At 43.1% G+C, this 26,376-nt stretch carries 22 protein-coding genes and 1 riboswitch; of the genes, 15 read left to right on the top strand and 7 right to left on the bottom strand.

What is annotated here, in order from left to right:
* The 4 genes from JKM87_RS17915 to hemE form a co-directional block, all read right to left on the bottom strand.
* Window positions 1–195, bottom strand: a 195-nt coding sequence (locus JKM87_RS17915; protein WP_236838751.1) for a hypothetical protein, incomplete at its 3' end; no start/stop codon positions are given.
* Window positions 196–260: 65 nt separating this feature from the next.
* Window positions 261–1,709 (bottom strand): protoporphyrinogen oxidase, encoded by a 1,449-nt coding sequence (hemY, locus tag JKM87_RS10925; RefSeq protein ID WP_336885165.1) that lies wholly within the window; start codon window positions 1,707–1,709, stop codon window positions 261–263.
* 5 nt (window positions 1,710–1,714) lie between these two features.
* Window positions 1,715–2,647 carry a ferrochelatase gene (gene hemH / locus JKM87_RS10920; protein WP_202080379.1) on the bottom strand — a complete coding sequence of 311 codons (933 nt, stop codon included), beginning with the start codon at window positions 2,645–2,647 and terminating at the stop codon, window positions 1,715–1,717.
* Between the two features lie 14 nt (window positions 2,648–2,661).
* Complete coding sequence (gene hemE / locus JKM87_RS10915; protein WP_202080378.1) at window positions 2,662–3,702, bottom strand: uroporphyrinogen decarboxylase; 1,041 nt, start codon at window positions 3,700–3,702, stop codon at window positions 2,662–2,664.
* 206 nt (window positions 3,703–3,908) lie between these two features.
* Between hemE and JKM87_RS10910 the strand changes: the two genes are divergently transcribed.
* The 7 genes from JKM87_RS10910 (at window position 3,909) to JKM87_RS10880 (ending at window position 10,714) form a co-directional block, all read left to right on the top strand.
* On the top strand, window positions 3,909–4,298 hold the full coding sequence (locus JKM87_RS10910) for a YgaP family membrane protein (RefSeq protein ID WP_202080377.1): 390 nt from the start codon (window positions 3,909–3,911) through the stop codon (window positions 4,296–4,298).
* A 145-nt stretch (window positions 4,299–4,443) separates the two neighbouring features.
* Entirely contained in the window at window positions 4,444–4,587 is a 144-nt protein-coding gene (locus JKM87_RS10905) for an EYxxD motif small membrane protein (protein WP_202080376.1), read from the top strand.
* 75 nt (window positions 4,588–4,662) lie between these two features.
* The gene (locus JKM87_RS10900; protein WP_202080375.1) at window positions 4,663–6,705 is read left to right on the top strand and encodes a S9 family peptidase; all 2,043 of its coding nucleotides are present in this window, start codon (window positions 4,663–4,665) and stop codon (window positions 6,703–6,705) included.
* Window positions 6,706–7,066: 361 nt separating this feature from the next.
* Window positions 7,067–7,984, top strand: coding sequence for a proline dehydrogenase family protein (locus JKM87_RS10895; RefSeq protein WP_202080374.1), 918 nt, complete (start codon window positions 7,067–7,069; stop codon window positions 7,982–7,984).
* 186 nt (window positions 7,985–8,170) lie between these two features.
* Window positions 8,171–9,685 (top strand): sodium/proline symporter PutP, encoded by a 1,515-nt coding sequence (gene putP, locus JKM87_RS10890; RefSeq protein ID WP_202080373.1) that lies wholly within the window; start codon window positions 8,171–8,173, stop codon window positions 9,683–9,685.
* Between the two features lie 185 nt (window positions 9,686–9,870).
* Window positions 9,871–10,071, top strand: a complete 201-nt coding sequence (locus JKM87_RS10885) for a stalk domain-containing protein (RefSeq protein WP_202080372.1) — start codon at window positions 9,871–9,873, stop codon at window positions 10,069–10,071.
* 94 nt (window positions 10,072–10,165) lie between these two features.
* On the top strand, window positions 10,166–10,714 hold the full coding sequence (locus JKM87_RS10880) for a hypothetical protein (protein WP_202080371.1): 549 nt from the start codon (window positions 10,166–10,168) through the stop codon (window positions 10,712–10,714).
* A gap of 216 nt (window positions 10,715–10,930) precedes the next feature.
* Here the strand turns inward: JKM87_RS10880 and JKM87_RS10875 are convergent, their stop codons facing one another.
* Window positions 10,931–11,617, bottom strand: a complete 687-nt coding sequence (locus JKM87_RS10875) for a DUF421 domain-containing protein (RefSeq protein WP_202080370.1) — start codon at window positions 11,615–11,617, stop codon at window positions 10,931–10,933.
* A gap of 190 nt (window positions 11,618–11,807) precedes the next feature.
* Between JKM87_RS10875 and JKM87_RS10870 the strand changes: the two genes are divergently transcribed.
* On the top strand, window positions 11,808–13,586 hold the full coding sequence (locus tag JKM87_RS10870; RefSeq protein ID WP_202080369.1) for an acyl-CoA dehydrogenase family protein: 1,779 nt from the start codon (window positions 11,808–11,810) through the stop codon (window positions 13,584–13,586).
* Between the two features lie 80 nt (window positions 13,587–13,666).
* On the opposite strand, the gene betB is transcribed toward JKM87_RS10870, so the two are convergent.
* On the bottom strand, window positions 13,667–15,145 hold the full coding sequence (betB, locus tag JKM87_RS10865; RefSeq protein WP_202080368.1) for a betaine-aldehyde dehydrogenase: 1,479 nt from the start codon (window positions 15,143–15,145) through the stop codon (window positions 13,667–13,669).
* 393 nt (window positions 15,146–15,538) lie between these two features.
* Here betB and JKM87_RS10860 point away from each other — a divergent pair, with 393 nt between their 5' ends.
* A complete protein-coding gene (locus JKM87_RS10860; protein WP_336885164.1) occupies window positions 15,539–16,132 on the top strand; it encodes a GbsR/MarR family transcriptional regulator in 594 nt (197 codons plus the stop codon).
* A gap of 203 nt (window positions 16,133–16,335) precedes the next feature.
* Window positions 16,336–17,919, top strand: coding sequence for a high affinity choline transporter 1 (locus JKM87_RS10855; protein ID WP_202080401.1), 1,584 nt, complete (start codon window positions 16,336–16,338; stop codon window positions 17,917–17,919).
* A gap of 81 nt (window positions 17,920–18,000) precedes the next feature.
* On the opposite strand, the gene JKM87_RS10850 is transcribed toward JKM87_RS10855, so the two are convergent.
* On the bottom strand, window positions 18,001–19,575 hold the full coding sequence (locus tag JKM87_RS10850) for a DUF5667 domain-containing protein (RefSeq protein WP_202080367.1): 1,575 nt from the start codon (window positions 19,573–19,575) through the stop codon (window positions 18,001–18,003).
* A gap of 581 nt (window positions 19,576–20,156) precedes the next feature.
* Between JKM87_RS10850 and JKM87_RS10845 the strand changes: the two genes are divergently transcribed.
* The 5 genes from JKM87_RS10845 (at window position 20,157) to JKM87_RS10825 (ending at window position 26,374) form a co-directional block, all read left to right on the top strand.
* Complete coding sequence (locus JKM87_RS10845; protein ID WP_202080366.1) at window positions 20,157–21,398, top strand: MFS transporter; 1,242 nt, start codon at window positions 20,157–20,159, stop codon at window positions 21,396–21,398.
* A 55-nt stretch (window positions 21,399–21,453) separates the two neighbouring features.
* The gene (locus JKM87_RS10840; protein WP_202080365.1) at window positions 21,454–22,254 is read left to right on the top strand and encodes a DUF2797 domain-containing protein; all 801 of its coding nucleotides are present in this window, start codon (window positions 21,454–21,456) and stop codon (window positions 22,252–22,254) included.
* 177 nt (window positions 22,255–22,431) lie between these two features.
* Window positions 22,432–22,622, top strand: a riboswitch (cobalamin riboswitch).
* A 225-nt stretch (window positions 22,623–22,847) separates the two neighbouring features.
* On the top strand, window positions 22,848–23,867 hold the full coding sequence (locus tag JKM87_RS10835; RefSeq protein ID WP_202080364.1) for an ABC transporter substrate-binding protein: 1,020 nt from the start codon (window positions 22,848–22,850) through the stop codon (window positions 23,865–23,867).
* Window positions 23,830–24,897 (top strand): FecCD family ABC transporter permease, encoded by a 1,068-nt coding sequence (locus tag JKM87_RS10830; RefSeq protein WP_202080363.1) that lies wholly within the window; start codon window positions 23,830–23,832, stop codon window positions 24,895–24,897. The genes JKM87_RS10835 and JKM87_RS10830 overlap by 38 nt, the downstream gene beginning before the upstream one ends.
* The gene (locus tag JKM87_RS10825; RefSeq protein ID WP_236838750.1) at window positions 24,890–26,374 is read left to right on the top strand and encodes an adenosylcobinamide amidohydrolase; all 1,485 of its coding nucleotides are present in this window, start codon (window positions 24,890–24,892) and stop codon (window positions 26,372–26,374) included. Before JKM87_RS10830 ends, JKM87_RS10825 begins: the two co-directional genes overlap by 8 nt.
* Window positions 26,375–26,376 lie beyond the last annotated feature (2 nt).

Below are 26,376 nucleotides of genomic sequence, written 5' to 3'. Positions count from 1 at the left end.
CGAAAGACATTCATGTCCCTTACACCTTATCTTTTTCAATCGTAATAATAAGACAAAGAAAGGAAAGAACACATCCCGTTCTTTCCTTTCTTGATTATAGGGGAAATTAATCGTCTTCTGAGCGTCTTCATCTTCATTTAACGCTCTGCGACACCCTACAGTCGCTAGCCATGCAGAAATGACTATCGTTTTCACAGGTACGATGTGAACCCCTTTATGTGAACCCCTTTATGGAATCCATTAAGAATCAGAATCTTGTATTATGAATCTTCAACACTAAGGGCTTGCTCTGCGACTGTCTTACCTTGGTGAACGCAATCGGGGAGACCGACACCACCGTACCCCCCCCCTGTGACGAACACACCTGGGAGTGTTTGTTCAAGCTTTTTCCGCACGTCCTTGACCATGTTGACATGCCCAACAGGATATTGCGGCATGGCATGGGGCCAGCGATTCACCTCGTAGAAAAGGGGTTCAGCCTCTAACCCGATCAAGTCTTTCATGTCTTGGCGTACCTTTTTCACCAGTTCATCTTCTGGAAGTGTGGTTATGGATTCATCCCCTCTACGACCGACGTAGCATCGCACTAGCACTTTGTCCTCTGGTGCTGAGTGAGCCCATTTAGTAGATGTCCAAGTACAGGCGGTGATGTGCCGTCCTTCACTCCGTGGTACGAGGAACCCAGAACCATCAAGCGGTTTGGCAATATCTTTTTTCTCGAAAGCCATAATGACATTGGCAACTGAGACGTAATAAACGTTTTGTAAAGCCTCACCTACATCGAAAGGCGCTAACAAAGTGGCGGCCTGAGGCGGTGGTGTTGTCAGAATCACGTTGTCCGCTTGATATTCTGTACCATTATCGAGCCGAACAGTGTATGGGTGAAAATCAGCTGTATTTTCATCTTGAACATCGCCATGCTTTTGTATGGCGGAGACCTGTTGACCCGTTAAGACGGTCACTTGAGGAGAGAGTTGCTGTTCTAAAGCTTTAATAAGACTGGATAACCCGCCTTTTAAACTAAGGAATACGGTCCCTTTGGGTACACCCGGAATGTCTTGAGGTGCCGTTTGATTTTTTCGATTCTCTTTCATCCCCAGAATAAGACTGCGATGTTTCTGTTCAACAGAACGAAACTGTGGGAATGTAGCCATGAGACTCAATTTGCTCATCTCTCCAGCGTAAATCCCTGACAGTAACGGTTCCGTGATGTGTTGAACCACTTCTTTGCCTAGTCTCCGCTCTAGAAACTGTCCCAAAGATTCGTCTGACGTGTGTTCCCCTTTCGGTTGTATAAGGTCCATGAGAGCCCTTAACTTTCCGGCAGGAGAAATCAATCCTGTTTTGAAAAAAGGCCCCATCGCTGTCGGGATGCCTAAAACGGAACCAGCAGGGATGCGATGCAACTCTCCATTGTGAAGAATATACGTCTTTTTGGCTTTGCTATCCGTTCCGACCAGTTGATCAGTCAAATTAAGGTCCTGAATGAGATCAATCATCGGTCGCTTACGAGCAAGAAAAGAATCCGGTCCACGTTCAATGGTAAAACCGTCGCGATACTGCGTTTGCATTTTTCCCCCTAATGCAGGTGCCTTTTCAATGAGTGTAATATTGACGGGGATTTGTTTTTCCTGTGCAAATTTAGACGCGTAAAAGGCGGCACTCAAGCCCGTAATGCCGCCCCCTACAATGACAATGTTCTTCGCCATTTTTGTCATTCCTTTTCTATCTTACTGTAAACACTATCTGTAAGAACCTCAATGTACTGAGGGTCAGTGTTAAGTGAACGTGTTCTTTCTAAATGCATGCCAAGCTTTTGGGCAAGATCCTTACATTCGATATCGATGTCATATAAGATTTCTAAGTGGTCGGATACGAAACCGATGGGACAGATCAGAACCTTGTCGACTTGTTCTTCTTTATTGATTTTTTCTAACACGTCTAAAATATCAGGACCTAACCAAGGCATGGCCGTTTGACCTGCGCTTTGCCAAGCAAACTGCCAATTGGCAGTCCCCACTCGCTTAGCGATCGCATTGGACGTTTCATGCATTTGATCAACGTAAGGATCGTTCATCTCGAGTATCCGCTCCGGTAAGCTATGCGCTGTAAAAATGAGGCGGACACTTTCTTTGTTACCCTCAAACTGTGCTAACGATTCATTGACTCTATCTACATGGGCATCAATAAGCGCGGGATGCAAATGATAAGAGTCGACAGACAGGAGGTCTATCCCGACTTCTTGTGCTGTTTCATGAGCGCGCTTGTTATATGTCCCTATACTCATAACGGAGTAGTGGGGCGCAAGAACGATGCTCACTGCACGCTTTATACCGTCAGCTGCCATTTGCTTCACGCCATCTTCAATGTACGGACGCGCATGTTTTAAGCCTTGATAGCAAACGAAATTATATTCAGAAGCATGATCCTCGTTCAAAAGAGCTTGTAGGGCCTCCACCTGACGATTGGTATTCTGTCTAAGTGGGAAAAATCCACCGATAGCCTCATAGCGTTCTTCTAACTCGTCTAACTGTTCTTTCGTTGGAGGGTTGCCTCTGCGAATATGGGTGTAATATTCCTCAACTTGGTCCATACTCTCAGGTGTTCCGTAAGACATCACTAACACACCGATGGTTTCTTTAGACATTCAAATCATCCTCTCTACTTGAGCACTTCTTTTGAATACTCTTGAACATAAGCCGTGAGCACCTTTAACTTCTCAACGGAAGCCTGAGGGAACAATCCGTGCCCAAGGTTAAAAATATAGCCAGGTTCAAGAATACCTTCATCTATTATTTCTTTCGCATATTGCTTAATCACGTGTTCGGGACCGTTTAAGACCATAGGATCTAGGTTGCCTTGAACGGCAAAACGGTGATCGAGTCTTCTTCTTCCTTCAGATATGGATACACGCCAGTCTAAACCGATCACGTCGACCGGTAATGATGCTAAGCTCGGTAATAGTTCCCCAGAACTCACACCTGGGAAGTAGATTTTAGGGATATCTTCATGTTTTAAAGCGTCAAAAATCTGACGAATCGTAGGCAGGACATAGCGTTCAAAATCCTTAGGAGCTAACGCGCCAACCCAGCTATCAAAAAGTTGAATCGCTTTCGCACCCGAACGGATCTGTGCCTGCAAATACTTCGTAATCATATCACCCAGTTGCTTCATTAGGGCATCCCATACGTCTGGCGCACTGTACATCATCTGTTTCGTTTTCAAATAGTTCCTAGAAGGCTTTCCTTCAACAATGTAACTCGCAATCGTAAAAGGTGCGCCTGCAAAAGTGATCAAAGGAATGGTAAGCTCACGATCAAGGATGCGTATAGTTTCTAAAACGTGCCCAAGGTCTTCCTCTACCTGTATAGGCTTAAGATTACGCACATCTTCCATAGTACGCACTGGGTTCTCAATAACGGGTCCGACATTTTTAACAATGTCAAAATCAATGCCAATAGAGGCCACTGGATTCATGATATCCGAATACAGAATAGCAGCATCTACCCCTAATTTATTCACCGGTTGCATGGTCACCTCAGCTGCTAATTCTGGTTGCTCACAAATTTCAAGCAAAGAGTATTTCTCTTTGATTTTCATATAATCCGGGTCGTAACGTCCCGCTTGACGCATATACCACACCGGTACATAATCCGTTTTCTCTTTTCGACAAGCACGTATAAAAGTATCGTTATAAGACATCTCAGCTATAACCCTCATTTCTTCAAACATCTCTTATCATTTAGTATTGACCTACTTACTCACAATAGTCTCATTATCCCTTATTCTACATGAAATGATCAAGTGAACTGCATATGTATATGACAAAGCACTGAATTTTTCAGTACATGATTTCATTTAAGTAACACATACTAACGAAAAATGCGAACCACAGGAGGATTTCATCAATGAAGAAAAATGTTAATACAATAGACGCATACATGAGATTGATGTTTGGTCTCACAGGGGTCGCTTGGGGAACATCTGAAATGATCCGACGTCCTCACAGTAACACAGGCTTTTTCGTGACGATGGCATCCGCCATGAAAGTGGCTGAAGGCGTGACGCGCTACTGCCCGATGCTAGCCATGTTTGGTAAAGACTCGGCCGGTGTCGCAGACGAAGTTGAAGGTATGGTCGATCGCTCTAGACAGCAGGTGGATCGGACGATGAACAAAACCAGCCGTGGCGCTAGAAAAATGATGAATAAAGCAAAGAAAGAAATCGATATGGACATGATTGAGCAGATGTATGGACATAGTCAAGACGATGAGGATGATGATCGCCCCTATAATTAAGGCGGTCGCTTATAAGTGACAGATGAGGCCTCTTCTCGTAAAGAAGAGGCTTTCTGCTGTCGCCGAATTTTTAATGAGGCCGTTAGACCATATTTTAAGTCGTGTTTCATCTAGTTTTCAGTACGAAAGGAAAGGAGTAGTAATCATGGAGGGTCATGCCCTATGGCAATATATTTCTCACAATGCTTATGTTATTCTAACTGTCGTTGGCGTTATTGTCGTCCTAGCCTTGGTTTATCAAGGGCGTCAAAGGGCCAAAAAAGAGCGAAAACAACGGGCACGTGAATAGAGAGTATTTTACTTCGCTGTGCGAAATGTTAGAATAAAAGATATTCAGATAATTGAAACGAGGGGGAAGACGAAATTGGGGAAACGAGCGATCACAGCCGAGGATCTACTAAAGTTTAAATTTGTCGGTGATCCACAAACATCACCAGATGGCACTCGCGTAGCTTACGTTTTAACACAGATTGATGGAGAAAAAGATGGTTACTACTCTTCTATATATGTCACAGACTTAGAGGATGAAGGTCGACCTTATACATATCAATATAAAGCGGATCAATTAATAAGAGACACCACACCGAAGTGGTCACCCAATGGCAAGACACTAGCCTTTTTATCTAATCGGACAGGAAAAAAACAAATTTGGTTACTTCCAGTTGACGGTGGAGAAGCTAAGCCCCTTACAGACGTGCCAAACGGTGTGTTAGAGTATCAATGGTCACCTGACGGTAAACGTATGGTCATCACCACGAAGGGAGATGCTGAAACAACGTCGGATACACAGACGAATGCCACTGGGGAAGACTCAGGGCGTCATGAGGATAAGAAAAGCGACGTGATTGAAATTACACGCCTTAGATACAAAGCGGATGGTGTAGGTATCCATGATGACAAACGTAAACAAGTCTATCTCTTTAGCATTGAGGATCAGACATGGACGAGATTAACGGATGAAACGTATGATTTTACGCAGCCAAGCTTCTCACCAGACGGCAAAAAGGTCTTATATGTTGGTTCAAAGGATCAGGATATTGAGGAACGTCAAATACCATCCTTGTGGCAGTTTGATTTAGCCACTGGGGAGGAAAATTTACTGTATGAGGGGAACGGTATAATCACGAGTCCAACCTACTCCCCTGATGGTCAATGGGTGGCCTTTGCCGGGCACAATCGTGGATGGATGAGCTCCGGGAATGTTGAAGTATGGCTCGTCCCCACGACAGGCGGAAAAGCACATAAGCTAACGTCTGACTTGGACCACCCTGTCGGTAATCTTGTCGGGGTAGACGCAAAATATGATACAGCAGTCCTAAGGTTAATATGGAGCCCAGATAGCCAAGACATCTATTTTTACGCGACCGTAGGTGGAGACTGCAAACTATTTAAAACGAATATTGAAGGCCAAGTGTCAGAGGCCCTGACCCCTGCACAGGCCAATGTGTCGTCTTTTGATTTGATTAATGAACAGCGTGCTGTTGTCGTGCTTGGTCATCCCCAATCAACAGGTGATTTAGTGGTGCAGGATCTAGACAGTGTGGACGAAAGGCAACAATTAACGGATTGGAACGGCCCTTTGCTAAGCGAGATTGCCTTAAGCGAGCCTGAACAGATAAAATATACGAGCACAGACGGTCTTGAAATAGAAGGGTGGCTTCTAAAACCTTACCCATTTCAGGAAGGGCAACAGTATCCACTTATTTTACAGATTCACGGTGGGCCACATACAGCGTACGGTAATGGCTTACATCATGAGATGCAGCTCATGGCAGCCAAAGGCTATGTCGTCCTTTATACTAACCCTCGTGGTAGTCACGGTTACGGACATGATTTTGTTCGGGCTGTCGTTGGAGATTATAGTGGGATGGACTATGAAGACTTAATGGCTGGTGTCGATTATGTCATCGAGAACAAGGACTACGTTGATACAGATCAGTTATTTGTCACTGGTGGTAGTTATGGCGGGTATATGACTAATGTCATCGTGACAAAGACCGATCGTTTTAAAGCGGCCGTCACACAACGGAGTATCTGTAACTGGCACAGTTTTTACGGCACGAGTGATATCGGATATTTCTTCACTTGGTATCAGCATGGCAAAGCGGACCTTTGGGCAGATGAAGAGAAACTTCTAGCTATTTCTCCTTTGCGGTACGCTAAAAATGTCCAGACCCCAACCTTAATTGTGCATAGTGAAGAAGATTTACGCTGCCCTATGGAACAGGCAGAGCAATGGTATGTGGCCTTAAAACGATTAGGTGTAGAGACCAAATTTGTGCGTTTCCCTGATGAAAATCATGATTTGTCCCGCTCCGGTAAACCTCAGCATCGTTTAGAAAGGTTAGATCACATCATCAATTGGTTTGAAGCACGAACAGAGAAAAAGGTGTCAACACAAGTATAGGGCTTTAATCATCTATAACACCCCAAGTGATTTTCACGAGTGTTAGGCATGATGATCATCTTTTAGGCATGATAACTGTCACTTTATGATATAAGAAAGACTAACTTAGTCAGTCAGATTAAATTAGTCTTTCTTTTTTTACGTTTATCGACAATTGTCTGTTCTGTGTCTCTCTAAAATATAGTATACTGAACATGGAGGTAAGAATGCGCTTTCATTCCTCTCCTTATAGTAATTATTTGTACTTGAGGCGCTTATAGCGCCAGTAGTGTAGGACAGAGATGTCTAAACTTAAACGTTCATTTAAGTCCAACGCAATCATATATATTTATTATTTCTTACAAAGATGGGGAGATGCAAAATGGAGCAACTGTTACGCAATTTTTTTCTGTACATGGGGAGAAATGGTCTTTTTAATCGGTTAGCCAAAAAGTATGGCCTTCGCTTTGGTGCTGGCAAGTTTGTAGCGGGGGAGAGCCTTGAATCTGCGTTGCAGACAATCAAAGACTTGAATGCGCAAGGCATGAAAGTGACGATTGATCACCTAGGGGAATTTGTGCACAATGAACAAGAGGCTTTTATGATGGCAGAACACTGCATGGATGCCTTAGAAGGAATGGCTCGGGAGAAAGTAGATTCCAATCTTTCCTTAAAGTTGACATCAATGGGATTAGACATTTCCAAAGATCTGTGTCTATCTAACATGGAAAAAATATTGTCCGTGGCCCAGAAGCATCGTAACTTTGTTCGTATTGACATGGAGGATTACGCTCACCTAGAGATGACCTTCGATATTTACGAGGCGCTTCGAGAAAAATATGATAATGTAGGGCTCGTCATACAGTCATACTTGTATCGCAGCGAGGAGGATGTACAACGTCTTGCCGAGTGGCGTACAAACCTTAGGCTAGTCAAAGGTGCTTACAAAGAATCTCCCAAAGTGGCCTATCCAGATAAGAAAGACGTTGACGATAACTTTAAAAAAATTGTGGAGCGCCAGTTGAGCCAAGGGCTATACGCTGCGGTTGCCACACACGATGAGGCCATGATTGCCCATACGAAATCTTACGTAAAAGAAAAACATATACCTTTAGATCAGTTCGAATTTCAAATGTTATACGGCATACGGACTGAATTACAAAAACAATTGGTAAAGGAAGGGTATCGGGTTAGGGTTTATGTCCCTTATGGCAATGACTGGTACGGTTACTTTATGCGGCGATTAGCCGAGCGGCCAGCCAATGTAGGGTTTGTTATAAAAGGGATGTTAAAAAAGTAGTTTTATATCCTACTATACGGGGTATATACATCTAGTATGAAGCAAATATTATAGAAGAAGGAGATGAATACGGATGGATCATAATACTCTAACCCTAGCCACTTGGTTCTGGTTGCTCGTCCCGATGCCATTACTCATCGTTTGGGCCATTATTTCGTACTATAAGGAAGGAGCTGGAGAAGAATAATGGAATCGGTTGAAGCAACTTATATTGCCTTTCTTCTATATCTTGTTATAATGCTAGCGATTGGAATTATTACATATCGAATGACCAATACATTATCGGATTATGTCTTAGGAGGCCGAAAACTCAACAGCTGGGTTGCTGCCATATCAGCCCAAGCGAGTGATATGAGTGGATGGTTACTCCTGGGCTTACCGGGTGCTGCATACGCTTCAGGTATGGGAATGTGGAGCATATGGATCGCCATCGGTTTAGCGACGGGAACAATGTTAAACTGGCGTTACATCGCCAAAAGATTGCGTCGTTATACCGAGCTAGCCGGTAATTCCATCACACTATCTGAGTACTTTGAGAATCGTTTTCGCGATAAAAGTCACATACTACGTATCATATCTGCCGTATTTATATTAATATTTTTCTTATTCTATACAGCATCTGGCCTTGTAGCAGGGGGTAAACTGTTTGAAGCCACTTTCGGCATGGAATACCATACCGCCCTTATTATCGGATCCATTGTTATCATTGCCTATACATTTTTAGGTGGTTTCCTAGCTGTAAGTTGGACGGACTTTATCCAGGGTATATTGATGTTTCTTGCCCTTATTGTGGCCCCGATTATCGCTATTGTTGAACTAGGCGGTTTTGGCCAAATCTTTGCTCAGATTGGTGCGGCTAACCCAGACTTGCTCGACGTATCCATGGATGTCAGCTTAGACGAGAATGGAGATTGGACGACCGTTAACACACTCAGTTTGGTCGGTATCGTGTCTGCTCTGGCATGGGGGTTAGGCTACTTTGGTCAACCACACATATTAGCCCGTTTTATGGCCATTCGTAAGCCCGAAGAAGTACGTAAAGCGAGACTGATCTCTATTGTGTGGGTGGTGCTCTCTCTCTATGGTGCCATTATGGTTGGTTTCGTTGGCATCGCCGTTTTTGGTACCGATACACCTCTAGGTGATCCGGAAAAGGTCTTCATTGAGTTAGTTCAGTATGCGTTCCATCCGTGGATCGCCGGTTTCTTACTAGCAGCTGTCCTAGCGGCGATTATGAGTACCATTGATTCGCAATTGCTCGTATCCTCTAGTGCGCTAACGGAAGACTTCTATCGTCAATTTGTTCGCCGTGATGCGTCAGAACAGGAATTAGTCTGGATTGGCCGTTTGGCTGTTCTTCTCATTGCCCTCATTGCCGTCTACCTTGCCTGGGAAGAAGGTAGCGTACTGGAGCTTGTCTCGTATGCGTGGGCCGGTTTCGGAGCCGCTTTCGGTCCCGCCGTCGTATTATCCCTTTTCTGGAAACGTATGACCGGTTCCGGCGCTGTGGCGGGTATGATCGTCGGTGGTTTAACCGTGATACTTTGGGAAGGAACAAGCTATGAATTATATAGTATTGTACCCGGTTTTATTTTCTCCGCTATCACGATATACGCTGTCAGCATTGTGGAAGGGGCTCCAAGTCAAGAGATACAAGATGAGTTTGAACAGGCCAAAAAGAAGTTGGCTAGTGAACATTAGAATAGAAATAAAGAGGTATGGGCCTGTTCCCATACCTTTTTAGTGCGACACGGCATGGGTGTTATCAACGTTAATAAAATACCCTTTTCCTCTCAAACTTTACTTATCCTCCGTTTTCCAATTTATGCAACTATTTCTTATGAATAACGTCTATGATAACAACAATACTCTAAAGGGGAGAAAAAATGAGTGAGAACACGAGAAAATTATGGACCTTAACTTTACTCATCAGTATTTCTGGCATTTCTTTTTTTGGTATTTCTACATTAGCGAGCAATGCCATCAGTTTATTTGTAGGCGGGGAAAAAGTAGAAACCGATGTGAGTCCCCAAGTACTAGAAGGGAGAGTCTTAGTTCCTATACGAGTTGTAGCCGAGAGCCTTTGAAAAAAATGTTGAATGGGATAATGAAACAAAGGAAGTGAGGATAACCGATAGCGAAAATACCGAACAAACCATAGCAACTAATGAGAAAAATAGTTTGAAAATAGTAGGTACCAAGCAAGGCAACATTTTTACAAGTCTTAAACTCGTGACTAGTCACTCTGAAAAGTCGTTAGAAGGTTTTCATGCTATTAACCGTGATATTTTACTGGAATCAGTTGACTTAACGGGTGATGGTCAAAAAGAAGTTGTGATTGAAACAACAACCGGAACGGGTACTGGTATACAAGATAAACATATACAAGTCTTAAATAAAGATCTTGCTTTTATACATGTAGAAGACCCAACACCCCACTTATTAAGTCATACAAGTGTTGCTAAAACAGACCACAATATTGCCATACAAGTTAACGATCACAAAGTGGAAATACCACTTGAAAGTTTAGGTATCCAAGAGGATCACTTGTTTGAGAAACCCGTATTTGGAAATATAACTTATTATGACATTGATGACAATCATCATCTGAAAGTGACAAAAGCCATACAAGTGTCTCCTGCTGGGTTTATTGGGGACTTTACTGTGACTTATAAGTTCGAAAATGATTACTTAAAAGCGGATGAAATACGTTTGAATTTAGATGAATAGAGATAAGTTTTGAGCGAGCTGCACGTCATTGCTGATATCACAGCTTTTCAAAAAACAAGCCAGCGAGTCATGATTAATAAAGACTCACTGGCTTGTTTTGTTTGGCAAGAAGTATGCGGACAACGAGCATGACTTATGGTCATTCTAGAACAGTGGTCGTTGTTTAATACCATACCATTAGCTGTGTTACTTTTAAATTCAACGGATTATGCAAACTTAGATATTGTCACTTTTCACATCAATGTAAACTTGATCTAATGCATCCACTTGAGCCACTATAACATCTTCCAATCGCTGGACCCCTTGTTGCTGTAATACTTGGGTGACCCACTGGCGATCTTTACCTCGTGCTTCTAAAGCGGAAGGGAGTATATGCCCATCAATAATAAAGACCTCAGGCAATCCTCTTGCGGGGCCAGTGACTTGAACATCCTGTCTCCTTGCATATTGCGCTTGGGGCTTCTGCAATACGCTGACAGTGCCGTCTGTTTCTAATAATGCGTACTCAACCTCATCGAGATAAAACACACCCTTTTTACGGAGATTCAGTAACAACTCATCTATATTAAAGCGAGCGATATTAAGCCCTTTTTCTAACACCTTTCCATTCTTCATTAATATTGTCGGTTCGCTATTGAGCACTTTTCTCGAACGAAAGCTTTTGACGGAAAGGATATCGATGATTAACACAATGAAGCAAAATAGGACAAGGCCTGCAATGGCAATATCTAGTCGGACATTCCTATTATATATAATTGTAGCGGTCATCGACCCGATCGTGATGCCGGCCAAAAAATCAAAGAAAGTCATTTGAGATATGAGTTTCTTGTTTAACACACGTGCTAGAAAATACAAAACGACAAAGATTACCGCGGTTCTTAATAAAACTTCCATTAAACTCATCTATATCACCTTCACTTCTATTTATGTTTATTTTGTTTCTCACGGTCATTTAATATACTTTGAACCTCAATTCAATGGACTGGTGTTAGGAATGAATCTTTTAATAATTCTCTTCTCCTCAGAATATCAATAACTAAACAATACATTTAGTTAACTTATTGAGTGAGGAAAAGAGGGGGAGGGACAACAAATGGAAAAAGAGGCCATGCGAGGAGCCAGCTTCTTATTACATGACAGTCAGTATGAGGATGTGTTTACACCGGAGGCATTTAGTGAAGAGCAAATGATGATGGGTAAAATGACGTCTGACTTCGTGGCTCAGGAAGTCGTGCCTGTACTAGATGAGATTGAGGCACATCAGTTTGAGCATTCTGTTAAACTGATGAAAAAGGCAGGGGAGTTAGGTTTAGTCGGTGCGAACATCCCGGAACGTTACGGTGGCGTGGGCTTAGATAAAATTAGCGCCACAATCATACAAGAAAACTTTGCCCGGGCACGTTCATTCGCCTTGACATACGGGGCGCACGTAGGGATAGGAACATTACCTCTTGTCTTCTTCGGTAATGAAGAGCAGAAGAAGAAGTATTTACCCTCTTTAGCAATAGGGGACAGTGTCGCCTCCTACGCTTTGACTGAACCGACTTCAGGTTCCGATGCACTCAGTGCTAAGACGGTGGCGAAGCGCTCTGAGTGTGGGCAGTACTTTTTGCTTACCGGGGAGAAGCAATGGATTACGAACTCAGCATTTTCAGATGTCTTTATTGTCTATGCCAAAGTAGATGGCAAAGATTTCACGGCATTCATCGTCGAACGTGATTACCCTGGTGTCAGTACAGGGCCGGAAGAAAAAAAGATGGGGATCAAAGGTTCATCTACAAGAACGCTTTTGCTAGATGACGTGAAGGTACCAGTTGAGAACGTATTGGGTGAAATTGGGAAAGGGCACGTGATTGCTTTTAATATCTTAAATGTGGGGCGGTTTAGCTTGGCCGCTGGATGTGTGGGATCAGCTAAAAGAGCCATTGACCTCTCTATTCAATACGCCAAACAAAGACAGCAGTTTGACACACCGATCTCAAGCTTTACACTAATCCAAAACAAAATGGCCAATATGCTTATCCAAACATATGTGGCTGAGAGTATGGTATACCGTACAGCAGGACTCATTGAACAGAATTTAGGGCATATATCGGAGGAGGTCAAGTCGGACGGTCGCGCGATCGGTGATGCCATTGCCGAGTATGCCATTGAATGTTCCATTAACAAAGTCTTCGCCTCGGAAGTTTTAGACCAAGTGATTGATGAAGCAGTACAGATCTATGGCGGGTACGGTTTTATGAATGAATATGAGGTCGAGAATATCTATCGTGACTCTAGAATTAATCGTATTTTTGAAGGGACAAACGAGATTAATCGTCTACTGATACCGGCAACTTTAACACGCAAAGTGATGAAGGGAGAGTTAGACCTCATCAGTACGGGTGAGAGGTTGCAGGAGGAGCTGATGATGCTCATGCCAGTGAACCTGGAAGGAAAGATGATGAATCGTATCAAACACTATACTCAAATGATGAAAAAATTATTTTTAATGGTGGCGGGTACAGCGATGAAAAAATATGGACCAGCACTGGAACAGGAACAGGAGCTTCTCGCTCATGTGGCGGATATTGTTATACACATTTTTGCGCTGGAAAGTGCCATGCTAAGAGCCGAAAATGCGATACACCGTTTAGGTGAAGATAAAGCAAGCCTCATGCTCAACATGACAGATGTGTACGCTCATGAGACGATGCAAGCATTAGAGCTCAAAGCAAAAGAGTGCATTTCAGCAATGGAGGAGGGTGATGAGCGGCGGACAATGTTCTCCATCGTACGTAAACTCACACGGACACACCAGTTAGATACGATCGCCCTCAAACGTAAGATAGCACATAAAGTGATTGAAGCAGAGGGATACATCACTTATTAAGACATAAAAAAACTCCCCCTGTATAGGGGGAGAAGCAATTATTTTTAGACTTCCTTATCCTTTTTAATGTACATTGGTTTCTACTTCTTTGTAAACCAGTGGACAGGTTGTGGATCTAGGTTTTGGAAAATGTGTTTGGTCTCTTGATACTCTTCGAGTCCAATATGACCTAGTTCACGACCAATACCAGACTGCTTGTAACCCCCCCATGGTGCTTGTGGGAAGTAAGGATGGAAGTCGTTGACCCATGTGGTCCCCATGCGTAAAGCACGTGTGACACGGTTAGCCTTATACATATCGTTTGTCCAAACGGCGCCTGCTAAACCGTAGTTGGAATCGTTAGCGAGTTCAATCGCTTCATCTTCTGTTTTAAATGTTTCTACTGTGATAACAGGTCCGAAAATCTCTTCTTGGATGACCGTCATGTCACGTGTGCATCCGTCTAAGATTGTTGGTAAATAGAAGAAACCGTTTTGTAGTTCAGGATCTTCTGGGCGTGAGCCACCAACGAGTAGTTTGGCACCTTCTTCTTGACCAATTTCAACATAACGTTCCACTTTCGCTAAATGCTCCGCAGAAATGAGTGGCCCCATTTCAGTATCCTCTTCAAATCCAGAGCCAAGTTTCACACCTTTGGTACGTTCGACAAGCTCTTTTACGAACGCATCCTTAATGCTTTCCTCAACAATGAGACGAGAGCCGGCGGAACAAACTTGACCAGCGTGGAAGTATGCCGCGTTTAGGGCTTGGTCTACTGCTGTTTCGAAATCAGCGTCAGCAAAAACAACATTTGGGTTTTTACCGCCTAACTCAAGGGCGATTTTTTTGAAGTTGCCTGCTGCAGCTTTCATAATTTTACGACCTGTGGCGCCGCCACCTGTGAAGGAAATAAGGTCGACTTCCTCGCTCTCGGCAAGTTCGTTTCCAACTGTAGCACCAGGTCCAAGAACAACGTTGACAACCCCTTCTGGAATGCCGACTTCTTCCATTAACTCTGTCACTCTAATGGTTGTTAATGGTGTAATTTCACTTGGTTTAATGACCATCGTGTTTCCGGCCGCGAGTGCAGGTGCTAGTTTCCAAGCTGCTTGAAGCAATGGGTAGTTCCAAGGTGTGATCTGTCCACACACACCCACTGGCTCACGTACCACCATACTAGTGGAATGAGGAATTGGGGATTCTATCACTTCTCCGCCATCCTTATCTGCAAGGCCTGCAAAGTAACGGAAAACACCCGCGATATCTTCCATGTCTGCGATGGATTCTGTGACTGTTTTACCAGTATCAAGTGTTTCTAGTTCAGCAAGTTCCTGTTTATTTTCTTCTATTTTTTCAGCTAATAGAAATAGCTTATGTCCACGCTCAGCACCAGGTAAATGTGACCATTCACCGTTGTCAAATGCTTCGCGTGCGATCTTAATCGCCTGCTTAGCATCCTCTACATCTGCTTCTGGCACAATAGCTATAACTTCTTGGTTATATGGATTGATAATCTCTCTTGTTTCACCAGAGCGTGCATCGACCCATTCACCATTAAGGTACATTTTTTTCTGTAACATGGGCAACCTCCTCTTGACATTGATTTACAAAAGATTAATATATATAAAATGTTTTGAACTAATCGATGTTAACATTGAATTTAGATCATTCGCAACCCTGAAATTTATCAAAAGATGATCTGTTAGCATCATCTCACGACATTGGCAGGGTCGAAAAAGAGTGGAATTTGACATCTTATATCAATCCGTTATCATTATATAAGAGTAAATTGTTTAAAAGGTATTAAACAAACAAAATGTTCGATAAAAAATTCGTAACGGACCTTAATAATATATAGAGATAGAATAGTGTATGAATTCGCTCTATTAAATAAAAAGCGACCTCGTATCTGTTCAATAGAAGATAAGTTGTGCCTTCTTTTCTATTAAATAAGAGTATGGGAGTGATGTGAAGTGACAAGTGAAGGGAACGAAAAAGAAAACCTGGCACAGAACAAGTTGCAAGAGGAACAGGAAGAGTTAGAAAGTGCGAGAGCCCATGTCGTGGAGGCGATTGCCCAGACCATGGATCATTATGGTGTGACAGCTTCAATGGGTATGTTGTACGGCTTGCTATACTTTCATAATGAACCGATCACTTTAGATGAGATGGGTGCAAAGATGGGTATGAGTAAGGGAAGCATGAGCACCGGTGTACGGAAATTACTTGAAAATAAAATGGTTCATCGTGTGTACAAGCCCGGAACACGCAAAGATTTATATATAGCAGAAACAGATTTTTATAAGAACTTCATTAATTTCTTCATTAAAAAATGGGAAGATGAAATTAATGTCAATGTTAAAGCAATAGACCAAGCTGAAAAAGAGTATCGAACATTGTTAGAAAGTGAAGCACTTTCGCCCGAAGTCATCAGGGAGATTGAAATTGATCAAAAAAAGTTTCAAGAGGCGAGAGACTATTATCATTTCCTCGAGAAATTAGTAGGGTGTTTTGAGTCTGGCAGGATCTTTGACTTGATAGAAAAAGATGCTGAAAGACATGAGTGATGTAGTGATTTGTCATTTATATAGATAAGTCATCATTTTAACTTTACATGGGGGTGGTATTCAGTTTTTGACTAAGAGAATAATTGTAGAGGGTAAGATACATGTTCATCATGCTATTTTGACCACGATAACCAAATTTTAAAAGGAGTGATTGGGTGCAACCCAAGATAGACAAGAATGAGCAAAAATTTCAACTAGCAGGAATGATAGGATTTTTACTACTATTGTTAGGCGTTGCAGCATTCGTTGGCGTTACAGGAAAAGATGTGAAGTGGGGGGCACTCGCCTTCATGTTCATATTCTATGCTGTTATTTTCTATATTGGTTCTGTAACGGCCGGTAAACGTACAAATAGTGCTCAAGATATGATGGTCGCAGGTCGATCGATGCCGTTATGGGTCGCAATGTTTACCATGACCGCAACATGGGTTGGTGGTGGATATATCGCAGGAACAGCCGAGATGACTTACGCATGGGGAATCGTCTGGGCTCAAGCCCCCTGGGGATATGGGCTAAGTTTAATTATCGGCGGTATATTTTACGCCCGAATTATGAGACGATATGAATTTATGACCATGCTCGACCCACTTGAAGTGCGGTACGGAAAGAAAGTGGCTGGGTTCCTATATCTACCAGCACTCCTTGGAGAGCTGTTCTGGAGTGGGGCTATATTGACCGCTCTTGGAACGACGTTTGGCCTGATACTAGGATTAGATTTCAACACTGCAATTATATTATCCGCGATCATCGCCATTGCTTATACAATTGTAGGTGGCATGTGGTCAGTGGCACTGACTGACGTGGCACAAATCCTTATTATGATCATAGGGTTGTTTATTGTTCTACCATTTGCTTTCAGTCATATTGGAGGCTTCAGTGCAGGCTGGGACATGTACAAAGAAGGTTGGGAAGGCTTTGCCTCTATATTTCCACCGTTTGGTGCATGGAACGACCCAGAGTGGGGTGATTATTACTGGAATTGGTGGGACTTTGCTCTACTTCTTATCTTTGGTGGTATTCCATGGCAAGTCTATTTCCAAAGAGTGCTTTCTGCCCGTACAGAGAAAACGGCCATGTGGCTTTCGATCACTGCCGGATTCTTATGTATTATATTAGCCGTTCCTGCGGTCATGATTGGTGTTGCAGGATTTAGCGCGGACTGGGGAGCATTAGGGACAACAGAACCGGAGAATCCCGCTATGATTCTAGCGTATGTGATGTATTATATGACGCCTGAGTTAGTGGCTATCATTGCACTTGGGGCAGTTGCTGCCGCTGTTATGTCCTCGATGGATTCATCTATTCTATCAGCATCATCTATGGCTGCATGGAATGTTTATCGCCCACTTGTTAAACCGAAAGCCACGAGTGTAGACCTGAAGAAAGTGATTCGTCGTAGTATTATCACGGTTGGTATAGCCGCCACGTTAATAGCTCTGAATGTTGAAAGTGTGTATGTCTTATGGTATTTATGTGCTGATTTAGTATTCTGTATTCTGTTCCCTCAGTTAACAACAGCCTTATTTGATAAAAAAGCAAATGCTTACGGGGCAGTGGCAGGTTTAGCTGTGTCAGCATTCTTAAGAATTGGTGGAGGAGAGCCTTCTCTAGGGTTGATGAGCTTTCTACCTTATCCAATGATAGCCGAAAGTGGTGAGGTGTTGTTTCCATTCCGAACCCTAGCTATGGTGGCAGGGCTTATCACGATTATCGTTGTATCTCGTCTGACGCAGAAATCTTGTCCTCCACAACCGCTCAAAAAGTTAGAAACGGAAACACAAGCTTAATCGCAGGTTCAATCACTAAGTAAAAGAAGAACAAAAAGGAAGCGCCCATCGAGGCGCTTCCTTTTTGTTCACTGGATGATATTATTTGTTTTTGTTCTTGCCGTTGCCATTTCCTTTACCATTATTGCCTTTGTTTTTGTTCTTGCCGTTGCCATTTCCTTTACCTTTATTGCCTTTGTCTTTGTTCTTGCCGTTGCCGTTTCCAATACCGTTATTACCTTTGTTTTTGTTAGAAACCTTGATTTCTTCATCTTCCTCTGTTGTTAACTCTGCATCAGAGCTGTCATCTTCTTCATCTTCCAGGGCTTGTCTTTCTAGCATCGCAATTTTACCACGCTTGATAAGGTTACCTGGGTGAAGGTCTAGCATCTTAGCGACTTTACCCATACCTCTGTGTTCGATGACGAGTTGTACAACATCTACAAGGTCAGCATCGTCACTAAGTTCAGCCATCGCTACAATTTTAGCGATTTGTCCATATCCGAATCCAAATGAGCGTAACTCTTGTACAATTTCTACATCGATGTGGGCAACCACGGCTGGTAATTTAACATACTCTTCGTCCGTTTCTTCTTCCTCATCTTCTTCAGTAGCGTCTTCATCTTCTGTAGCTTCCTCGTCTTCTTCAGTAGCGTCTTCCTCTTCTGTAGCTTCCTCGTCTTCTTCAGTAGCGTCTTCCTCTTCTGTAGCTTCCTCGTCTTCTTCAGTAGCGTCTTCTTCTTCTGTAGCTTCCTCATCTTCTTCAGTAGCGTCTTCTTCTTCTGTCGCCTCTTCCTCTTCTGTAGCGTCTTCTTCCTCACCTTCAGCCATCGCTACTTTACCTCGTTTAATAAGGTTTCCTGGGTGTAATCCGAGCATCTTAGCCACTTTACCCATACCTTTATGTTCGTGAACCATTTCTACGACAACGTCAAGGTCTTCACCGCTTAATTCAGACATAGATACGATTTGAGCGATCTGACCGAACCCGAATCCTTCTGCTCTTAACTCTCTAATAATCTCGACATCGATATGAGCGACAACAGCTGGTACTACATATTCTAAGTCAAAGTCTTCATCAGACTCTACCTCTTCAGTAGCATCTTCTTCATCCTGAACGAAGATCTCTTCTTCCATTTGCATGACGATGTCTTCTCCATCAGATACAACCTCGTCAAGTTTTTCGACTAATGGTTCTACAACTTCTTTTTCTTGTTCTTGTAATGCAACTGTCAGTTTCAGTGCTTCTTCAAGGTTTTCGATAAACTCGTCGTATAGTTCCGCAGAGAACTCTGGTTGAAGTTCTTCCTCAAGGGTTTGTAATTCTAGTAATCTTTTTTGTGCATTTTCAATGTATAATTCTAGTTTGCTTTCCTCTTTAAAAGTGACAATCATCTCAAAATCTTCATATAATCTTTTCACTTTGTACATAAAGGAATCTGGTGAATCAACTGAAATTTCTTCTTCGTCTACATCACTTTCATCTGTTCCTTCAACACTTTCAGCAAGTTCGCTTAGTTCTGCAAGCAGTGACTCCGCATCTTCATGTTGTTGTTCTGTCGTTTCTTGTGTGACCTCTACCTCTTGTGTCGTTTCTGTAGATTCATCTGCGAATGCGGCCATTGGTGATGAGAACACCATGATCAGTGCCAATGCAGCAATAATATGTTTTTTCATTTTAATTTGACCTCCCAAATACCCATTTTGTTTTTTGCACTATAAAGTTTCGGTCCTTTCTTAATCTTTCAGGGGGCAATCAAAAAAATAGGAACATGGTAGGATAGGATAGAAAAGTGAGGTCAAGAGGTGAAAAATGGCGATATAGAAACTTAAAATCATTCGACATCATTCAACAATGATAGAAAAAGGAGACGTCAAGCTTCAAGGTGTATACGTGTTGCTTAAGACTTAGGTCCTATTCTTTACGGGGGGGGATCAAGTGATGAAGGTTATTCACGACTAATGCTGTTAAGGCCTAGATGATTTTCAATACACTATTAAAACAGATAAATAGACGTCAATAAAAGAATTTGATATATTATTAATGTATACCTGTGCCAAATGTGATGGGGGTATGCAAGATGTTAAACAAAAACAAAACTGAAGAGACTTCGCTTCACATCAAGATTAAACACCTAGACGGAAGTATTAAAAGAGATAGAATTAGTTTTCCGTAGTGCAAATGGTCTCATGATACCTGAAGACTTAGTTTCTTCGGGGCTTTTTTTTGCCAAATTAGAGCGAAGAGGGAGTGTCGTATGAACCGGGTAAAGGATAGGAACAATGCCCAATACCGTTTTTGGTTACTTATTATTATGGTGGGGATTGCCGGATTTTCTCAAGGGATGCTGCTACCCGTTTTAGCTGTTATGCTGGAGAGCATCGGTGTGCCGGCTGCATATAATGGCTTAAATGCTGCAGCTTTATATATAGGGATATTAATCGCCTCTCCTTTTATAGAGAAACCTGTGCGCCGTTACGGTTATAAACCGGTGATCATCATTGGTTTGTTTTTAGTGGTAGGGTCTATGCTTTTGTTCCCTATATGGCAGGCGTTTTGGTTTTGGTTTGTCCTAAGAGTCATTGTCGGTATAGGGGATAACATGCTCCATTTTGCCACGCAGGTGTGGATCACCTCCACTAGTACAAAGGAGAAGAGGGGGCGAAATATCGCCATCTACGGTCTTGCTTTTGGAGCTGGTTTTGGTATCGGTCCGTTGATGACGAGGCTCTTAGACATCAGTGAGTTTCTCCCTTTTATCGTCGCTTCTGCTACAAGTGCGCTGGCATGGTTATTTTTGCTACGTTTGCGTAATGAATGGCCAGATAATGAAATTGAAACAGGTGCAGGATACGGCACTTGGGATAAATATAAGACCGTTTTACGTTTGAGCTGGTTCCCTTTATTGCCGCCTTTTGGGTACGGCTTTCTAGAGGCGTCTTTGCATGGCAACTATCCCGTATATGCCCTTCGATCTGGTATAACGGTTGAGTGGGTCTCTATACTACTTCCGGCTTTTGTAATCGGAAGTTTAGTCACGCAATTGCCCCTAGGTGTGCTCAGTGACCGATATGGTAGAAAGAATATACTATTAATCGTGATGTTACTAGGTTTACTCTTTTTTGGGATCGCGAGCATCGTCGAATCTAATAAGGTTGCATTGTTAGTGGCTTTCACCTTCGCTGGTGCATGCATCGGCTCCATATTCTCACTCGGTATTACGTATATGGCAGATCTTTTACCCAAAAGTCTATTACCAACGGGCAATGTGATGGCAGGTGTTTTCTTTGCTGTAGGGAGTATGACAGGTCCTTTAGTAGGGGGAATATTAATCGATACCGTTGCCGAGGGGAGCATTTATTATGCCATTTGTGGCATGTTACTCATTTTGATAACGTCAGGTCTCATCTTTAGAGAACATGATATAGAGGATGTACAAGATATTAAGGATGTACAAGATATTAAGGATGTTCAAGATTTTCAAGGATATTCAAGATAGGTCAAGTCAACAGACAGTCTCATCATTGATACCTATGGGAAGGAGTGTAAAAGCAATGATCGCAACAGGGATGCTTAAAGGCTTGAAGCACGAATATGAAGAGCCATTAAACTACACGCTGGCGTTTAAAGATGCGTCATTATTCATGAATGATGCCTTAAATCAAACGGTCAGTATTCAATTTGCGGGGCACATCGAATGTGTCTATTGCGGGAGAAAAATAAAAAAGAGCTTTAATAATGGTGCCTGTTACCCGTGTTTTAAAAATAGACCTGAGAACGACCTCTGTATTGTCAAACCTCACGAATGTCACTTTGAACAAGGAACGTGTAGGGATGCAGCATGGGGTGAACAGCATTGCATGGTTCCCCATTACGTTTACTTGGCAGTCAGTAGTGATGTTAAAGTTGGCCTTACTCGAAAGGGGAATGAATTAAAACGCTGGGGGGACCAGGGGGCTAGTTACGCTGTTCCTGTTGCCGAGCTACCCACGAGGAAGATGGCTGGTGAATTGGAAGTGGCTTTAAGTGAATACATAGCTGATAAAACGAACTGGAGAAAGATGTTGAAAGGCGAGTTGCCGGACGTGAGTCTTGAACAGGTACGTCAAGATATTTTGAAGAAAGTACCTGAGGTATTCCACCCTTTCCTACTGCGGGAAGAAGAAGTGATCGCGATTGTTTATCCCCAATTAGAGCAGATCGATAAGATCAAATCATACAATTTAGATAAAACGCCTTGTATTGAAGATCGCTTAATCGGCATTAAAGGACAATATCTGATCTTAGAAAATGGCGTCATTAATATGAAAAAATACGCGGGTTATCATATCTCTGTCACGGTTCATGATTCATAACCTTTTAAGGTAGCGATACAATTAAGGAAGTAGAAGGATATATCAACGTTATAATAGATTTACATTCCTTATTCGTTTCGAGTATAATGAGAGTACACAAAAAGACGCAGCGAACGAGTATGTCGCGTTTATTCATAAACATAAGATAGACCCTATAGGTTCCTTATAGCGTTTAACATTTTTGGGCAGAATACTGCTGAACCTGTATCAACACTATAAGGTGAAAAGGGAAGACTGGTGAGAATCCAGCACGGTCCCGCCACTGTATTCGCTGAGCGTTCCTCATGACCCACTGTGCGTTGCACGGGAAGGGGAGGATGGCGCATGGAAGCGTAAGTCAGGAGACCTGCCTATATGGGGGAGATTTAAGTTCCTTCGGGGAAAAGGAAGCTTAAAGAGAACGGTGGACCTTTTTTATCTCTTAATAGCATAGACCTCACTTTATGATGGTCTATAAGTACAGATAAGGTCTTTCAATCCCTTTATGAGCTCACGCCTTTTCCTCCTGAATGGAAAGGTGTTTTTTTGTGTGCGTCAACATCAAGCGATGTCTTAGTGAACTAGAATGATAGACTACTGAAGGAGTGAAGACAATGGCAAGAGTATTAGGTAAACATGGGCAAGCAAAAGGTTTGTTCCTAGCATTATTATTATCATTCGCCCTTATGATGACAGGTTGTGGTGCAGAAGATGTAGCCAGTGATTTAGAAGGCACATCCCAGGAAGAAGGACAAGAGGAAGAACAAACAGAGACAGGTGGGTCTCAAGACGTTGGTTATCCACTTACAATGACGGATGGTGTCGGTAACGAGCTGACATTGGAAGAAGAGCCACAGACGATTGTATCCACATTGCCTAGTAATACAGAGATTGCGTACGCTCTAGGCTTAGGCGACAAAATGATTGGGGTCTCAGAATGGTGCAATTATCCTGAGGAAGCCCTAGACGTTGACAAAGTTGGAGACATGGATGTCGATGAAGAGACAGTATTGATGATGGCACCAGACCTTTTGCTGGCTTCAGAACATTTACATAATCAATCTCCGGATGTCTTAGACACATTCAGAGAAGCTGGGATCAATGTACTCGTTGTGGCAGACGCTAGCTCTTTTGAAGAAGCGTATGAGAGTATCGAACTTATTGCGCAGGCGACTGGAACGGTTGAACGTGCGGAAGAAGTCGTCGATAACATGAAAGAGAAGTTGACGTCTATCACTGAAAAAGCTGATAGCATTGATGAAGAAGCACGAGTGTGGGTGGAGATTTCACCTGCGCCAGATATATTTACAAGCGGTAGCGGTACATTTATTCACGAAATGCTAGAGTATATCAACGCTGAAAACGCAGCTGGACATTTAGAAGGCTGGCCAAATCTAACAGAAGAAGAAATTGTAGAGTTAAATCCCGATGTAATTGTCACAACTTATGGTTACTATGTTGAACAACCCAAGGAAGAAGTGCTTGGCCGAGAAGGTTGGGCTCACATTCCTGCGATAGAAAATGAACGTGTTTATGATGTAGACAACGACACGGTAACGAGACCAGGACCGCGTTTGGTTGACGGGGTGGAAACACTTGCAACAATCATTTATCCAGAAGTATTCGGCGAATAAGCTTATAGGGTTGTATTTATTTTGTGGAGGGTTTGTACTAGGTACAGCCCTTCTTGGTTTATCTGTGAGTAGTGTCTATATCCCCATCCCGATGATTCTACAAGTGTTAGATAGCAAGTTACTAGGGGTGTCGAGTGCAACGCCTGTACCGGCAAATGTAGAAGCTATCATCTGGGATATACGCTTGCCTCGTGTGTTGCTAGCAACGATCGTTGGCGCAGCGTTAGCTTTAGCCGGCGCAGCGTTCCAAGGGTTGTTACGTAACCCACTTGCAGACCCCTACACGATAGGTGTATCTTCTGGGGCTGCACTAGGAGCTGTGAGTGTGCTCTTTTTCCAGTTCACATTATTTGGACTGGGCACATTCACCTTGCCCGTTGTGGCCATTGTAGGTGGGCTACTTGCTTTAATGCTCGTTTACGGATTGACGCGGTTCGTGAGTCCGACTCTAAGTGTAGAGACCCTTATTTTGGCCGGTATTATTATGAGTTCTTTTATCAGTGCGATTATCGCCTTAGTGATCGCTCTTAGTGGAGAGGAATTACGGCAGATTTTATTCTGGTTAATGGGGAATTTAGGGATGAGAAAATGGCCCTATGTCCAACTGGTGTTTCCTTTTTTTATCGTGGGGACCGTTCTGTTGCTCATGCACACACGTGAGCTTAACGCATTATCTATGGGTGAGGAAGCAGCTCAAAATATCGGGGTTGCTGTCCAGGAGAAGAAGCGCTGGATTCTATTGGGGGCTGCTCTATTGACAGGTGCTTGTGTGGCCGTTTCGGGTATGATTGGCTTTGTCGGACTCGTCATTCCTCACCTGGTACGTCTCGTCGTAGGACCCAATCATAAGCATGTTTTACCCTTATCCTTGTTGGTAGGCGCCTCTTTCTTAACGCTAGCGGATCTTATATCTAGGACGGTTATCGCCCCACAAGAGTTACCCATCGGCGTAATTACAGCTCTGATAGGGGCTCCCGTTTTTGCGCTATTACTCTATCGGGAGAAAGTGGTGAGGACAAATCATGAGTGACGCCATATTAAAAATAGACCGTTTAACGGGTGGCTATGACCACACCCCCATCTTAAAAAATGTGACATTAGATATTATGAAGGGTGAATTCTTTACGCTCTTAGGACCTAATGGGAGCGGGAAAACGACGTTGTTCAAGCTACTTACGGGTGCACTATCCGTAACGGAAGGCAGTGTGACGTTAGCTCGTAAACCTTTAGAGTCCTACAGTAAAAAGGAAAAAGCACGCCTTATCTCCGTCCTTACCCAAGAGCAAACGCACGCTTTTGACTATACGGTAGAAGAAATTGTTTCGCTTGGGCGTTACCCTTATCTCAGCGGATGGTTTCCTAGCTTGACAAAAAAAGACAACCAGGTCATAGAAGAAGTATTGAATCTGACTCAAACGTCTCAATATAAGAAAAAGAGGTTCTCACTTTTGAGTGGGGGGGAGAAACAACGGGTTTTGCTTGCCAAGGCCCTTGTGCAAGAGCCCGAGATCGTCTTACTAGATGAGCCGACCAACCACCTAGATATTCATCATACCTTTCACGTTCTGCAACTCTTGAAAGAGTGGCAACGCCAAAAAGGGTTAACCGTATTCGCTATCCTACATGATCTCAATACTGCTGCGCTTTACTCTGACCGAGTAGGGTTATTAAAAGCAGGTCAACTAAAAGAGGTCGGACCTGTTCATAAGTTAAAAAGGGAGAAAAGCCTAGAAGAGACATACGACGTTAAGGTGTCGTCTTTCTCACATCCACAATGGCCACACCCGCAATTCATGCTCACGCCTCCTAGAAAATCAAATGGAAGAGAGACACACTTCCGCCACTTTTATCATGTTAGCCAAAGTGACGAGTGCGTCCATGTCCACTTTAAAGCCCCCGTTCGCACGATCTCTAATGGTGTGACGGGTAGTGGCTTACAATGGATTCGTCATTTATGCAACTTTCACGTGCCTATGGACTATGATTGTACTGATCCTGTAGCGGATATCCAGCAGTGGATAAGGGCAAGACAATGGCCTGTGGAAGACACCGTTGGTATGATGACCGCCGTTCAACTTCAAGATGTCGTCGTTCTAGAACAAGAGATTGAGGGAATCGCTTATTTAGCCCTTGTCACCGCCGGGGTTGGTAACGCTGTTGACATCACTTCTAAACGAGCCCACGCCCCACAGTCACAGGTAGGCACAATTAACACGTTTATATGTTGCGACACACACTTAACGGACGGTGCCTTTGTCAATGCCATGATGTCAGCATCAGAAGCCAAAACAAAAGCTGTTATTGACCAGGGTGTGCATGACCCACATACACATACCCCCGCAACCGGGACGTCTACAGACAGCATGTGTATCGCTGCCACACAAGAAGGCCCAGCGACGCCCTATGCAGGTTCCGGAACGCCGTTAGGGAGAGGGATTGGGCAGTTAGTTTACGAAGCGACCACCGTCGCCATACAGAAATATAAGCGTAGACAGAACAGGAGTTAGCT

The sequence above is a fragment of the Caldalkalibacillus salinus genome (assembly GCF_016745835.1).
Taxonomy (GTDB): domain Bacteria; phylum Bacillota; class Bacilli; order Caldalkalibacillales; family JCM-10596; genus Caldalkalibacillus_A; species Caldalkalibacillus_A salinus.
The sequence above is the reverse complement of the archived record's forward strand: the minus strand, read 5'-3'. Positions and strand labels throughout refer to the sequence as shown.